Source organism: Ruegeria profundi, from assembly GCF_001507545.1.
GTDB classification, from domain to species: Bacteria; Pseudomonadota; Alphaproteobacteria; order Rhodobacterales; family Rhodobacteraceae; genus Ruegeria; species Ruegeria profundi.
Map to the genome: position 1 here is coordinate 106,448 of NZ_LQBP01000004.1, position 14,167 is coordinate 120,614.

13 protein-coding genes are annotated in these 14,167 nt (G+C 58.7%); 7 read left to right on the plus strand and 6 right to left on the minus strand.

What is annotated here, in order from left to right; all coding sequences use genetic code 11:
* On the minus strand, nt 1–1,527 hold the full coding sequence (locus AVO44_RS08850) for an AMP-binding protein (RefSeq protein ID WP_068335568.1): 1,527 nt from the start codon (nt 1,525–1,527) through the stop codon (nt 1–3).
* Nucleotides 1,528–1,660: 133 nt separating this feature from the next.
* Here AVO44_RS08850 and AVO44_RS08855 point away from each other — a divergent pair, with 133 nt between their 5' ends.
* Nucleotides 1,661–2,266 carry an OmpW/AlkL family protein gene (locus AVO44_RS08855; RefSeq protein WP_068335569.1) on the plus strand — a complete coding sequence of 202 codons (606 nt, stop codon included), beginning with the start codon at nt 1,661–1,663 and terminating at the stop codon, nt 2,264–2,266.
* Between the two features lie 44 nt (nt 2,267–2,310).
* Here AVO44_RS08855 and AVO44_RS08860 read toward each other — a convergent pair whose 3' ends face one another.
* The 3 genes from AVO44_RS08860 to AVO44_RS08870 form a co-directional block, all read right to left on the minus strand.
* Nucleotides 2,311–3,474, minus strand: coding sequence for an isovaleryl-CoA dehydrogenase (locus AVO44_RS08860; RefSeq protein ID WP_068335571.1), 1,164 nt, complete (start codon nt 3,472–3,474; stop codon nt 2,311–2,313).
* A gap of 169 nt (nt 3,475–3,643) precedes the next feature.
* On the minus strand, nt 3,644–4,834 hold the full coding sequence (locus AVO44_RS08865; protein ID WP_068335573.1) for a DegT/DnrJ/EryC1/StrS family aminotransferase: 1,191 nt from the start codon (nt 4,832–4,834) through the stop codon (nt 3,644–3,646).
* Between the two features lie 39 nt (nt 4,835–4,873).
* Entirely contained in the window at nt 4,874–5,545 is a 672-nt protein-coding gene (locus AVO44_RS08870) for an HAD-IA family hydrolase (RefSeq protein ID WP_068335575.1), read from the minus strand.
* 134 nt (nt 5,546–5,679) lie between these two features.
* On the opposite strand from AVO44_RS08870, the gene glmU reads away from it, so the two are divergent.
* From glmU to AVO44_RS08890, 4 genes are read left to right on the plus strand one after another with little or no spacing between them, the layout of a single operon-like run.
* Nucleotides 5,680–7,035 (plus strand): bifunctional UDP-N-acetylglucosamine diphosphorylase/glucosamine-1-phosphate N-acetyltransferase GlmU, encoded by a 1,356-nt coding sequence (gene glmU, locus AVO44_RS08875; RefSeq protein ID WP_068336341.1) that lies wholly within the window; start codon nt 5,680–5,682, stop codon nt 7,033–7,035.
* Nucleotides 7,036–7,038: 3 nt separating this feature from the next.
* Nucleotides 7,039–8,859, plus strand: coding sequence for a glutamine--fructose-6-phosphate transaminase (isomerizing) (gene glmS / locus AVO44_RS08880; protein ID WP_068335578.1), 1,821 nt, complete (start codon nt 7,039–7,041; stop codon nt 8,857–8,859).
* 3 nt (nt 8,860–8,862) lie between these two features.
* The gene (locus AVO44_RS08885; protein ID WP_068335580.1) at nt 8,863–9,405 is read left to right on the plus strand and encodes a pyridoxamine 5'-phosphate oxidase family protein; all 543 of its coding nucleotides are present in this window, start codon (nt 8,863–8,865) and stop codon (nt 9,403–9,405) included.
* Nucleotides 9,406–9,412: 7 nt separating this feature from the next.
* Nucleotides 9,413–10,099, plus strand: coding sequence for a DNA alkylation repair protein (locus tag AVO44_RS08890; RefSeq protein ID WP_068335583.1), 687 nt, complete (start codon nt 9,413–9,415; stop codon nt 10,097–10,099).
* Here the strand turns inward: AVO44_RS08890 and AVO44_RS08895 are convergent.
* Nucleotides 10,087–10,518, minus strand: coding sequence for a hypothetical protein (locus AVO44_RS08895; protein ID WP_068335586.1), 432 nt, complete (start codon nt 10,516–10,518; stop codon nt 10,087–10,089). The two genes, AVO44_RS08890 and AVO44_RS08895, sit on opposite strands and share 13 nt — an antisense overlap.
* Nucleotides 10,519–10,608: 90 nt before the next feature.
* Between AVO44_RS08895 and moaA the strand changes: the two genes are divergently transcribed.
* Together moaA and AVO44_RS08905 are read left to right on the plus strand one after the other, a co-directional pair.
* Complete coding sequence (gene moaA, locus AVO44_RS08900) at nt 10,609–11,616, plus strand: GTP 3',8-cyclase MoaA (RefSeq protein ID WP_068335589.1); 1,008 nt, start codon at nt 10,609–10,611, stop codon at nt 11,614–11,616.
* A 1-nt stretch (nt 11,617) separates the two neighbouring features.
* The gene (locus tag AVO44_RS08905; protein WP_068335592.1) at nt 11,618–12,940 is read left to right on the plus strand and encodes a 3-deoxy-D-manno-octulosonic acid transferase; all 1,323 of its coding nucleotides are present in this window, start codon (nt 11,618–11,620) and stop codon (nt 12,938–12,940) included.
* 39 nt (nt 12,941–12,979) lie between these two features.
* Here the strand turns inward: AVO44_RS08905 and AVO44_RS08910 are convergent, their stop codons facing one another.
* On the minus strand, nt 12,980–14,143 hold the full coding sequence (locus AVO44_RS08910; protein WP_068335595.1) for a M20 aminoacylase family protein: 1,164 nt from the start codon (nt 14,141–14,143) through the stop codon (nt 12,980–12,982).
* Between the last annotated feature and the right edge of the window lie 24 nt (nt 14,144–14,167).

The following is a 14,167-nucleotide window of genomic DNA, read 5'->3' on the forward strand; positions in this document are numbered from 1 at the left end:
CTATGTTCCCAATTCCGCTCTCGCCCGCGCTTTCAATTCCTTGCGGATGACCTTACCCGTCACCGTCATCGGCAACTCCTTTAATAATGCCACTTCGCGTGGATACGAATAATGCGCCAGGCGTTCTTTGACCCAATCCTGTAACTCATGCTCCGCAGCCTCAGCCTCTGGTTTCAAAACCACATAGGCTTTCACGATCTCGGTGCGCAGTGGATCGGGCTTGCCGACCACGCCGACGGTCGCCACTGCCGGGTGGGTCAGCAGGCAATCCTCGATCTCGGCCGGGCCAATGCGATATCCGGCGGACGTAATCACATCATCTTCGCGGCCGATGAAGCGCAGATAGTCGCCCTCCCAAATGCCGCGGTCGCCGGTGATCAGCCAGTCGCCGCGGAACTTTTCAGCGGTGGCTGCAGGCCGGTTCCAGTATTCCAGCAGCATCGAGGCTGAGCCGCGCCGGATCGCTACGTCTCCCTCCTCGCTCGTCGGGTTGCCGTCTTCGTCGATCACGGCAACCTCATGCCCCGGCACGGGCTTGCCGATACAACCGGGTCGCACTGGGAAATCCACGGCGCAGGATGAAACGACCATGTTGCATTCAGTCTGACCGTAGAATTCGTTGATCGTAAGCCCAAACGCCTTCTGCCCCCAGGCCAGCATCTCAGCCCCTAATGGCTCCCCACCCGAAGCGACCGAGCGCAAACCGGGAATCGCCTGATCCGCGGCTTTCAGCATTCGAAGGGCGGTCGGTGGAAAGAACACGTTCCGCACGCGCCCACGCGCGATTACGTCAGCGCAGGCTTCGGGGGTGAATTTCTCAAGCCGCGCGGCGACCACCGGAATGCCCAGCGCCAAACCGGGCATCAACACGTCGAACAGCCCGCCAATCCAGGCCCAATCAGCGGGTGTCCATAGGCAGTCGCCTTCCCGCAGATGATTGTGACTGATCGAAACACCGGGCAAGTGGCCGGTCAGAACCCGATGGCCATGCAGCGCGCCCTTAGGGCTGCCTGTAGTGCCAGAGGTATAGATCAGAACCGCAGGATCTTCGGGACCGGTATCCGCGAAGGGCAGCGGGTCATCCGACGGCGCGATCTGGTCAACGACGACAGGTCGGGCCAGATCGCCTACCAACGCCGCCCCTTCGGTATCCGTCAACACAAGCAACGCGCCCGCATCCCCTACCCGCGACGCCAAAGCATCGTGCTTGAACAACTTGAACAAGGGAACCGAGATCGCGCCGATCTTCCAGATTGCAAGATGTGCCGCCGCACACCACGGAGATTGGCTAAGAAGAACACCAACCCTGTCACCAGGCTGAACCTGCGTTTTCAGGTCATGCGCTATTCCGTCCGCCATGCGCTGCAATGCGCCATAAGTGATGGACTCACAACCACCGCCGGTCAGATCGATGATCGCAACACGATCCTTGGGCTGAGAAAAACACTGCCGCGCCATGTTCAGCCTGTCGGGGATTAACCAGCCCCCATCTTTTTGCATCCCCGGTATGCAATCAGCGGGAGGCATTTTGAAAATCCTTTATTTCCAGTGCATTACAATGAAGCGCGGTTCGAAGGGGTACGCCCACTTGATGTAGATCAGAGTTTACCCGACCGCGCCTGTGCAAAACACACTCATCAACATATTCAAGGGCCATAAAATGACCAAAAAACTCGTTGCTTTGACGCTCTCCACCGCGCTTGTTGCGCTCGCCGCCCCCACCTTCGCCCAGAATCAAGGTGACTGGACCGTTGGTGTCGGTGTTGGCTACCTTGATCCCAAATCCGACAACGGCACATTGGCTGGATTCGACGCCGAAGTGGACGCAGACACCAGCGCGATCTTTACTGTCGAGTACTTCGTCCGCGATAATCTGGGTGTCGAACTGTTGGCCGCCACGCCTTTCAGCCATGAGGTCACTTTGGGCGGCAGCGTAGATGCCGGGTCGGTCAAGCATCTGCCCCCGACCTTGTCGCTGAATTATCATTTTCCGACGAACAGCGTATGGAAGCCCTACGTTGGCGCCGGCATCAACTACACCATCTTCTTTGACGAAAGTTCGCCCCTGGGTGATCTGGAGGTCGATGACTCGGTCGGTGTCGCGGTTCAGGCCGGTTTGGACTACATGGTCTCTGAAAACGGTGCCGTTCGTCTGAATGTCCGCTGGTTCGACATCGACTCGGACGTCGAACTGGACGGAAACGATATCGGCACTGCCGAAATCGATCCCTGGCTGGTCGGCATATCCTACGTCCATCGCTTCTGAACCTTCTTCAAGACGCCCCGTCTCATTCTGGCGGGGCGTTTTCCTCAGGTCATCTCGTTCATCATTTCGCGCCCAATCAGCATCCTGCGGATTTCGCTGGTGCCCGCGCCGATCTCCATCAGCTTTGCATCGCGGAAAATACGGCTGACCGCCGAATCCGACAGGAACCCGGCACCACCCATCGCTTGAACGGCCTGATGCGCCTGCACCATCGCCTGTTCCGAGGCATAAAGACAACACGCCGCCGCATCCTGACGGGTCACATCACCCCGGTCACATGCTTTTGCGACCTCGTAAACATAAGCCCGCGCGGAATTCATCGCCGTGTACATATCGGCGATCTTACCTTGCATCAGTTGAAAGCTGCCAATCGGCTTGCCGAATTGCTTACGCTCGGCCAGATACGGCATGATCTCATCCAGACAGGCGGCCATGATCCCGGTTCCGATCCCGGCCAAAACCACACGTTCATAGTCCAGACCGGACATCAGAACAGCAACGCCCTTGCCCTCTTCACCCAAGACGTTTTCAAACGGCACCTCGACATCTTCGAAAATCAGCTCCGCCGTGTTCGAGCCTCGCATCCCCAGCTTGTCGAAATGAGGCGAGGTCGAGAACCCCTTCATCTCTTTCTCGATCAGAAACGCCGTTATTCCTTTTGAACCTGCATCCGGATCGGTCTTGGCATAAACCACCAGCGTATCCGCGTCCGGCCCGTTCGTGATCCAGTATTTGTTGCCGTTCAGGCGGTAGTGATCGTTACGCTTTTCCGCGCGCAGTTTCATCGAAACCACGTCAGAACCGGCCGAGGCTTCGGACATCGCCAGCGCGCCCACATGTTCGCCCGAGATAAGACGCGGCAGGTACTTTGCTTTCTGCGCGTCATCGCCGTTCAGCTTGATCTGATTGACGCAAAGGTTCGAATGCGCCCCGTAAGACAGCGAGACCGAGGCCGAGGCCCGCGCGACCTCTTCCACCGCAACCGTATGGGCAAGATACGACATCCCCGCGCCGCCATATTCCTCGGGCACTGTAATACCAAGCAAGCCGAGATCGCCCATTTCTTTCCAAAGCTCATTCGGAAAAGCGTTAGACGCGTCGACATCGGCCGCCATCGGCTTGACCCGCTCCTGCGCCCAGCGATGCACCATCTCGCGCAAGGCATTCACGTCTTCGCCAAGATCGAATTGCATTGTGGCCGTGAACATTCGCGATCTCCTCCTTCGCATAAATGAACAGACGTTCAATAAATTGATATCAGCCTGATCAAGCCGGGTCAACGATCCTCTGCAACGCGCCGATCAAAAAACGCAGACAACCGCCCAAAAAGGGCGGCTGCAAAAAACTGAGCGTGCGCTGAAAGCGCACTCAATTGGATCAAGACTGATAGACCGCGCCGACCTCGGCTCGGATGATGCGCGCGATCAGGCGGCAATCATCCAGTGAAAAGGTAAGAGGCACGCGCATATCCATGACACCGGCGAGGATGCGGTCACTGGCCGGAAGCGGCTCACTATCCGCATAGCGCCAACTGTCATAGCGCGAGGTAAAACCCGTCGGCTCGGCCCCACCGAACCACTTCAACTCAACCCCTCGGGCCGCGCAGCGCCGGATGACCTCGGCTATACGTTCGGGCGACCAATCAAGCAGCAGGAACTGGATGGACGAGCCGACATAGGTCTCTTGCGGTGGGCGCTCAACTATGGTCAGGCCGGGTGTGTTTCGAAGGCCGACCTCAATCTCGTGATAGCGTTCATTCCAGCGCCGCACCTGTCGGTCCAGATCGCGCAATTGCGGGCGCAGGATCGCGGCGCGCAGGTTGTCCATGCGGCCAGAGACGTTTGGGGTGGTGTATTTTATTCTCTCAAAAACCTCGGGGCCGGGCGCGGCCAAATGGCGCTCGTACAGCATGTAAGAGCCTGACAGCATCGTAGCCTTGGCCGCAATCTCTTCGTCATCGGTGATCAGCAGACCACCCTCGCCGGAATTGACATGCTTATAGGTTTGGCAGGAATAGCACCCGATTGCACCCTGACGCCCCGACATCTGGCCGCGCCATGCGGCACCCATTGTGTGGGCGCAATCCTCGATCACCGTGACGCCTGCGGCATCGCACATCTGCATCAGCCGATCCATATCACACACGTGGCCGCGCATATGGCTCAGCATCAGCACACGCGCCTGATGCAGCTTTGCCTCAAGATCATCCAGATCAATGGTGAGGTTTTCGGTCACGCCCACAAAGATCGGCTTGGCCCCGACCGAAGCAATCGACCCGGGCACCGGGGCGAGCGTGAAGGCGTTGGTCAGAACCGGATCACCCGGCTTGACCCCAACGGCCCGCAACGCGGTCGCCAAAGCATAGCCCCCGGACGACACAGCCAAGCAGTATTTTGCCCCCATCTGGGCCGCAAATTCCTGTTCCAGAAGCGCGGTCTCGCCCAATTCACCGGGTACAATATTGTAACGGTGCAATCGTCCGTGACGCAGCACGGCCATCGCGGCCTCGATCGCCTCTTCGGGGATGGGTTCCTGCTGGGTGAAGCTGCCAGTGAATGTCTCGGTCATAAGCACGTTGTGGTGCCGCCGGGTGTCTGGGTCAAGGGATCAAGCCGCCGCACCGATCAGACCGGTGACGAGGTCAGGCAGATCGTCGAAATGATGCAACAGGGCTTCGGGCTCCAGTGCGGCCATATCGTCGCCGGATGGGCCAAACGTCACCAGGACCGACGGCACACCCGCCGCCCGCGCCGTGTTTCTGTCGGTATCCGAGTCGCCGATCAGCACGCACCAATCCGGATGTCCGCCCGCCCGACGCGCAGCCTCGCGCAGCGGTTCCGGATCAGGTTTGCGAACTGACAGCGTATCGGCCCCCACAAGCGAGGCGAACTGATCACGCACCCCCATCTGGGTCAGTAACTGGTCTGCAAGCGCCTCTGGCTTGTTGGTGCAGATACCCACGCCATAACCCGCAGATTTCAGCATCTCAACCGCTTCCAGCGCACCGGGATAGAAATGTGTGTGGGTGTCGATGGCCTGTGAATAAGCCTGCAGCAATGCTGGATAATAGGTATTAACAGTGTCCTCATCATAGGCGCCGACCCGTTTCAGCCCATAGGTCAGCATCATCCGCCCGCCCCGCAATGCGACTGCCGCATCCTGCTCACGGCTCAGAACATCCCCATACCCCATCTGACGAAAACAGTGGTTCGCGGCGGCCAGCAAATCGCCCGATGTATCAGCCAAGGTTCCGTCCAAATCAAAGATAACTGTGCGCATTTTGCCTCCTGCCTCGGTGGATTTTTGCCGTATCGTGTTGCAAACGGTAATCTTGTTTGATGGCTGAACCGCTTGCGCCTTTACCCTCAGCGGATAAAACGGACGCCAACAAAACACAAAGAGAAATCGTTTTCATGAGCACTGCCCTTGTCATCCTTGCCGCAGGAAAAGGCACCAGGATGAAGTCGGATCTTCCAAAGGTTCTGCATCCCATAGCCCAAACGCCGATGCTGGTTCACGCCATGCGCGCGGGGGCCAGTCTTTCTCCGGCGCGTACCGTTATCGTGGCCGGCCACGGGGCGGAAGCCGTTGAAAAAACCGCGAAGGCAGAAGATGAAAGCGCAATCGTTGTGCGTCAGACGGAACAGCTTGGCACCGCTCATGCGGTCGCGCAGGCGCGCGAAGCACTTGCAGGGTTCGACGGTGACGTGATCGTCTTGTACGGCGATACGCCGTTTGTCGAACCGGACACCCTGCGCCGAATGATTGACGCCCGCGCCTCGCATGACTTGGTGATGCTGGGTTTTGACATTGCCGAGGTTCAACCCCGGTACGGTCGCTTGATCATGGACGGTGATCGGTTGGTGAAGATCGTCGAATACAAAGACGCCACCGAAGAACAGCGCGCTATTCGGTTTACCAACAGTGGCCTGTTGGCCTGCGACGCCGCGCTTTTGTTCGAGCTGATCGACCAGGTCAGCAACGAAAATGCCTCGGGCGAGTACTACCTGACTGAGATCGTCTCCCTCGCCAATGCACGCGGTCTGAGCGCCACCGCGATCAAGTGTGCTGAATCCGAAACGCTGGGCGTGGACTCTCGCGCGGACCTTGCTGCTGCGGATGCTGAATTCCAGGCTCGGGCGCGTGCTGACCTGTTGGACGTCGGTGTTACCCTGATGGCCCCTGATACCGTCTACCTGGCGGCAGATACCGTCATCGGCCGCGACACAGTAATCGAACCAAACGTGGTCTTCGGCCCCGGCGTCACTGTGGAAAGTGGCGCGACAATCCGGGCGTTTTCGCACCTAGAGGGGTGTCACGTCAGCCGCGGTGCGATTGTAGGCCCGTACGCACGCCTGCGCCCCGGTTCTGAACTGGCCGAAAACACACGCATCGGCAATTTCGTGGAAATCAAAAACGCTGAGATTGCCGAAGGCGCCAAGGTCAATCACCTCAGCTATATAGGCGACGCATCGATAGGCGCTGCCACAAATATCGGCGCGGGCACGATTACCTGCAATTATGATGGCGTCATGAAGCACCGCACCACTATTGGTGAGAATGTGTTTGTTGGCTCGAACACCATGCTTGTGGCCCCTGTAACGGTGGGCGATGGCGCAATGACGGCAACCGGCACAGTCGTAACCCGCGATGTTGAGCCCGACGCACTGGCCGTTGCCCGCGCCAAACAGGACAACAAGCCCGGCTATGCGCGCAAATTGTTTGACATGCTAAAGGCGAAGAAGGCTCGCCGCGACAAAGGAGCCTGATCCATGTGTGGAATCGTAGGTGTATTGGGCGATCACGAGGCCGCCCCCATTCTGGTCGAGGCTTTGAAACGGCTTGAATATCGTGGCTATGACAGTGCGGGCATCGCAACGGTCAATGATGGCGTTCTTGGGCGCCGCCGTGCGGTGGGCAAGCTGGTCAACCTCAGCGATTTGTTGGTGCATGATCCCCTGCCCGGAAAATCCGGCATCGGTCATACCCGCTGGGCCACTCACGGCGCACCCTCCGTGACCAACGCACATCCGCATCAGGCCGGACCAGTGGCCGTTGTGCATAACGGAATTGTCGAAAACTACCGCGAGCTTCGCGCCGAACTGGCCGAGAATGGCGTGAATTTCGTGACCGAGACGGACACCGAAACAGTCGCCCTGATGGCCGCGCACTACCTCGACGCTGGTCTTTCCCCGGTTGATGCCGCGTTCAAAACCATCAACCGACTGAAAGGGGCGTTTGCTTTGGCCTTTCTGTTCAACGGTGAAGATGACCTGATCGTGGCGGCCCGCAAGGGCTCTCCCCTCGCGATCGGGCATGGGGTGGGTGAGATGTTCGTAGGATCGGACGCCATTGCGCTGGCCCCGTTAACCGACCGCATCACTTACCTTGAGGAAGGCGACCGCGCGGTGGTAACGCGCACTTCGCTTGAAATCCGCAACGAGGCCGGTGAACTGGCGAACCGCAAAACCCGCCAGATCAAGCTGGATCAGACACGCGCGGACAAAGCGGGCCATAAACACTTCATGGCCAAGGAAATCACTGAGCAACCTGTGGTAGTGGCCGAGGCTATCCGATCTTACCTGCCCACGGGCGGGGACGAGGTTGTTCTTCCGGGCAATCTTGATTTCTCCAAGCTGGACCGCCTTACAATGGTCGCCTGCGGTACAGCGTTCTATGCCTGCCTTACGGCGAAGTACTGGTTCGAACGTCTGGCCAAAATGCCCGTTGAGGTCGATATCGCCAGTGAATTCCGGTACCGCGAACCTCCGATTCCCGACCGAACGGCGGCTCTTTTTGTGAGCCAGTCGGGTGAAACCGCTGATACTCTGGCCGCGCTGCGCTATTGCGAGGGCAAGGCCGACAAGATTGTGTCGGTGATCAACGTCCCCGAAAGCTCAATCGCTCGGGAAAGCGACATCGCCCTGCCAATTCATGCGGGGGTCGAGATTGGTGTTGCGTCAACCAAGGCCTTCACCTGCCAACTCAGCGTGTTGCTGATGTTGGCTTTGAAAGCAGCCGCTGACCGGGGCACGTTGAGCGATGAGGATTTGGCCGACCATGCCGCCGCGCTGCGTGGCTTGCCAACGGCGCTGAACACGGCGCTGGATCAGGACCCCGCCATCAAGAAATCCGCCCAGCGCTTGTCCGAGACGCGCGACGTGCTGTTCCTAGGTCGCGGCCTGATGTATCCGCTAGCGATGGAGGGTGCGCTGAAACTCAAGGAAATCAGCTATATCCACGCCGAAGGTTATGCTTCGGGCGAACTTAAGCACGGCCCCATCGCCCTGATCGACAAGCACATGCCGGTGGTTGTGATGGCACCGCGCGATGCGGTGTTCGACAAGTCCGTCTCAAACATGCAAGAGGTCATGGCGCGCAAGGGTAAAGTCATTCTGGTTTCAGATGATGACGGCATTGCCGAAGCCGGGGATGGCACCTGGAGCACCATTCGAATGCCTCATATCCATCCTAGCCTGGCTCCGATCCTCTATTCGATTCCGGCGCAGCTGCTGGCCTATCACACGGCAATCGCCAAGGGCACCGATGTGGACCAGCCCCGCAATCTGGCGAAATCAGTTACGGTGGAGTGAACCATGGCCAAGCAATTCCCGGAACTGCACGACGCCCACAGCAAGTTCATCGAAGAGCAGCACATGTTCTTCGTTGGCACCGCCGCTCCGGATGGGCGCGTGAATATCTCGCCCAAGGGGATGGAGTCCCTGCGCGTTCTGGGACCCGGTCGCATCGTTTGGATGAACCTGACCGGCAGTGGCAATGAAACAGCCGGGCATCTGCTGGAGAGCAACCGCATGACCCTGATGTGGTGCTCCTTCACCACGCGGCCCATGATCCTGCGGGCCTACGGCACAGCTCGTACGCTGCATGTCGGAGACGCGGGCTGGGATGAAATGGCTGATCTGTTTCCCAGTCATCGCAGCGCGCGCCAGATATATGATCTGACGATCGATCTGGTCCAAACCTCCTGTGGCTACGCGGTGCCGTTCATGGAATATCAATCTGATCGCGACACCATGCAGAAATGGGTTGATTCAAAGTCCGATGACGATATCCGCGCCTATTGGATGGAAAGGAACCAACAGACGATAGATGGCAAGCCTACGCGCTTGGCCAAATGACCAACGGATGCTGAATACCTACCTCGACCAGATCAAGGCACAGGCTGATCCAGAGCGCGCTGTGCAAATGGCGGCCTATCACAAGGTCGAGCGCCCTTACCTTGGTGTTGCAAATCCCGTTCTGAACGACCTGACAAAAGCTTGGCGTAAGGAGCTGGACGTGCCCGTGCGCGTGGAATTGGCAGACGCCCTGTGGCAAACCAACATTCATGAGGGCAGGCTGGCCGCCGCGAAACTGCTGACACAGGCGCGCATTCGCCCGGATGAGGCAGTCTGGGCGCTATTGCAAAGCTGGCTACCCGATTTCGATGCCTGGGCCGTGGCGGATCACGCCTGCATGGCGCTGCAAAAACGCCTGTCAGCCGACCCGGCCCGGTTGGATCAGGTCGAACTCTGGACGACCTCGGACCATATGTGGACCCGACGCGCGGCGTTGGTGGCCACGCTGCCTTGGACCAAGCAGAACCACCCCAAACCCGACGACTTGGCTCGGCGCGACCGCATCCTTGGGTGGGCCGCAGGTTACGTACCCGACCGCGATTGGTTCATTCAAAAGGCCATCGCGTGGTGGCTGCGCGAGTTGTCAAAACACGACGCACCGAGAGTGGTTGCTTTTCTGGCCGAACACGGAAGCGCGATGAAACCTTTTGCCCGTCGCGAGGCCGGGAAATACCTGAAAGATCAGTTGGAATAGACCTCAAGTTCAACCAATTCGTCGAAGGGCAACAAAAGGGCACGCATCGCGTCAAGGGACAGCCGACTGCCGCCGCTTTCTGGCCCTCTGGCAGGGACCAGAGTGATGTAGGCCTGCGATCCGGTTCTTGGGACCACGACTCGCCCGGTGAATTCGGTGTCAACCAAAGGAGTCTCTAGCCACCGGCCCGGCGTGGTCGGATCACCCAACCCGGCGATGGTCGTCTTTGCCCCGACCCAGCCAACGGCTGTGGCCGCAACGGGCTCGGGCGCAACGGGTTCTTCCACCACGGCCTCTTCAACCGCGACCTCATCCGCCTCGGGTGGGGTTTGGTCCCCACCAAAGACGCGGTCTGTCGTTGACCGAACGGTGTCGCACCCGCACACGAGAACACATAGAGTGATTAGTACATACTTCATGCAGTCAGCTTATCTCTCCGCGCGCATCGGTGCCAGCGCAAAGGAAACTTCGCTCTTGTCGTTGGCGACCCTCGCCTTTACCTATATCGCATGACTGCTCCGCTTATTGACCCGTTCGCACGTGCGATCACTTATCTTCGCGTCTCTGTCACGGACCGATGCGATTTCCGCTGTGTCTACTGCATGTCCGAGGACATGAAGTTTTTGCCGAAGAAGGACCTGCTTACGCTGGAAGAGTTGGACCGCATGTGTTCGACCTTTGTGAAGATGGGGGTTGAAAAGCTGCGCATCACCGGTGGTGAACCGCTTGTGCGCCGCAATATCATGTCGTTTTTCAATAGCATGACGCGCCATCTTGATAGCGGCGCGCTGAAAGAGCTGACGCTGACCACCAACGGTTCACAGCTGCATCGTTTTGCCGACGATCTGTATGCGGCGGGTGTGCGCCGTGTGAACGTATCGCTGGACACGCTGGACGAAGACAAGTTTGCCAAGGTGACCCGCTGGGGTCGCCTGAAACAGGTGCTGAACGGGATCGACGCAGCGCAGAAGGCCGGACTGCGGATCAAGATCAACGCCGTGGCCCTCAAGGGGTTCAACGAAGAGGAACTGCCCTTGATCACAAAATGGTGCGCCGAACGGGATATGGACCTGACCTGGATTGAGGTCATGCCAATGGGCGACATCGGCAACGAAGATCGCCTGGATCAGTATTGGTCTCTCAAAGACGTGCGCAAGGAATACGAAAACCACTATACCGTCACTGATCTGGCCGAGCGTTCCGGCGGGCCGGCGCGCTATGTACGGCTTGAAGAATCCGGCCAAAAGATCGGTTTCATCACGCCGCTGTCCCACAATTTCTGTGAAAGCTGCAACCGCGTGCGGCTGACCTGCACGGGCGAGCTGTATATGTGTCTCGGGCAGGAAGACATGGCCGACCTGCGCGCCCCCCTGCGCGATCACCCCGACACTGAACAGCCATTGGAAGAGGCGATCCGCGCGGCGATCAACCTGAAACCCAAGGGCCACGATTTCGACTACTCCCGCCAAACGGTCGACGGCAAGATGAGCCGCCACATGAGCCACACAGGCGGCTGAAATGCCGGGCATTCCTGGCCGCCCTACGCTACTTTATCACCTGTATTGTGGCCTGACTTCCGTTGCGGCTCCGCTTGTCTGGCGCACTGTGCGCAACAAGCTGCAAGCCGCGGACGTTCCCAAGACCCGACAACAGGAACGCTTGGGGCATGCCAGCCTTCCCCGCCCGGAGGGAGTATTGGTCTGGTTTCACGCAGCCAGCGTTGGTGAAACCCTTTCGGTCATCAGCTTGATCAAACGGCTGGGTGAGCGCTTGCCCGGGGCCGAGTTCCTGATCACCTCTGGCACGCCTACATCTGCCGCGCTGATCGAAAAACGCATGCCGCCCCGCACACGCCACCAATTCCCGCCGCTGGACACCGCGGGTCCCGTACGGCGTTTTCTGGATCATTGGCGCCCGGATACAGGTATTTTTGTCGAAAGTGAAATCTGGCCACGCCTTGTTGTGGAAGGCGCCCGGCGGGATATTCCTTTGGCGCTGCTGAACGCGCGCCTTTCGGACAAATCCGTCGAAAACTGGAAAAAACACCCCGATACGGCTCGGTTCGTTCTGGATCATTTCCTTCTGTTCCTGACCCAAAATGAGAAAACGGCCCGAAACCTGATAGACATGGGCGCACGTCCTGAGCGCGTTCAACCGGGCACGAATCTTAAGGCGATGTCCGACCCCCTGCCCGTAGATCAGGACACGCTGTCTGACATCCGCGCGCAGATCGGGAACCGCCCGGTCTGGATCGCCAGTTCGACCCATGCGGGCGAGGAAGAAACGGTTCTGGCCGCCCATTCCGAACTGCTGAGACGGTGGCCAGATTTGTTGCTGCTGCTGATCCCACGCCACCCTGAACGCCGGTCAGAAGTTACCGCGCTGCTGGACCAAGCCGGACAGAGATCTGCGATCCGCTCGGCGGGCGACAAGATCTCAGAGGAAACTCGGGTGTACGTGGCGGACACGCTTGGCGAAACTGGTACGTGGTACGCGCTTTGCCCCATCGTGTTTCTGGGGGGATCGCTAAAAGAGATTGGCGGCCACAACCCGTTCGAACCCGCGCAAGCCGGTGCTGCGGTGATCACCGGGCCCGGCTATTACAACTTTGCTGAGACATTCGCCCCTTTGATCGCATCAGGCGGCGCGCTGCAAGTGCAGTCCTCGGCCGAACTGGCCGAGGCTGTAGCAACATGGCTTACTGACCAAACCGCGCTGGATAAGGCACGCGCCGCTGCAAAAACTTGCGTGAAGACCCAAAAAACGGCACTGGATGCAGTTGTCGAAACACTCTGCACCCAACTTAGCCTCTCAAGTCCGAATTCAACTGCGTCGGGCTGACGGCAAATCGCTGTCAGGGCTTACCCCCGCCGTTAACCTTCACGCCGCGGGCATCCGTTGCTCGACAATTTCGGCCCACCAGCTACACCCGGCCGGAATAGCCTCATCGTTGAAGTTGTACTCGGGATGATGCACTGCCGCCGTGTCGCCATTGCCAACTAGAATGTAGGCGCCTGGTCGCTCTTCGAGCATAAAAGCAAAGTCCTCGCCGCCCATGATCAACGGCGCCTCATCACAGTTTCCGGACACTGACCGCGCAACTTCTGCTGCAAAATCGGTTTGCTCGTCGCTGTTCACCATCACCGGATATCCCCGGTAATATGTCACCTCAGCCGCCCCGCCGAATGTCGCTGCAACGCCCTGACATATCTCGCCGATGCGTTTTTCCGCCAGATCCCGCATCTCTTTGCTCATCGTGCGGACCGTGCCCTTAAGGTAGACCTTCTGCGGGATCACGTTGAACGCTTTGGACGAGGTTTCAAACGACGTGACCGATACCACAACCTGATCCACGGGGTCAGCATTGCGCGCTGCGATCGTCTGCAACGCCAAAACCGCCTGCGCGGCCATGACTGTGGTGTCTATCGTCTCATGCGGTTTGGCCGCGTGTCCGCCCTTGCCCTCAAACGTGATGTCGAACTGATCGGTCGCCGCAAAGAAAGCGCCCGGACGAATGGCGAAACTGCCGACCGGACGACCGGGCCAGTTATGCATGCCGTAAACCTCCTGAATGCCCCAGCGGTCCATCATGCCATCTTCGCACATCTCACGACCGCCGCCGCCGCCCTCTTCAGCGGGCTGAAAAATCACAACGACCGTGCCGTCAAAGTTCCGGGTTTCCGACAGGTATTTGGTAGCGCCCAGCAACATGGCCGTATGGCCGTCATGGCCACACGCATGCATGGCTCCATCGGTTTTTGAGGCATAGTCCAGCCCCGTTTCCTCGTGGATGGGTAAGGCGTCCATATCGGCACGCAACCCGATCACCTTGCCGCCTGTGTCGGTTTTGCCCTTGATCACACCAACAACCCCGGTGCGGCCAATGCCGGTCACAACCTCATCGCAGCCAAATTCCTTAAGCTTGTCGGCAACCAAGGCGCTGGTGCGGTGCGTTTCGAACAGAATTTCAGGGTTCTCATGAATGTCGCGCCGCCATTCAGTGATCTGACCCTGCAATTCGGCAAAACGGTTTTTGATTGGCATAGTTCTCTCCCATCTTCTTTTGTC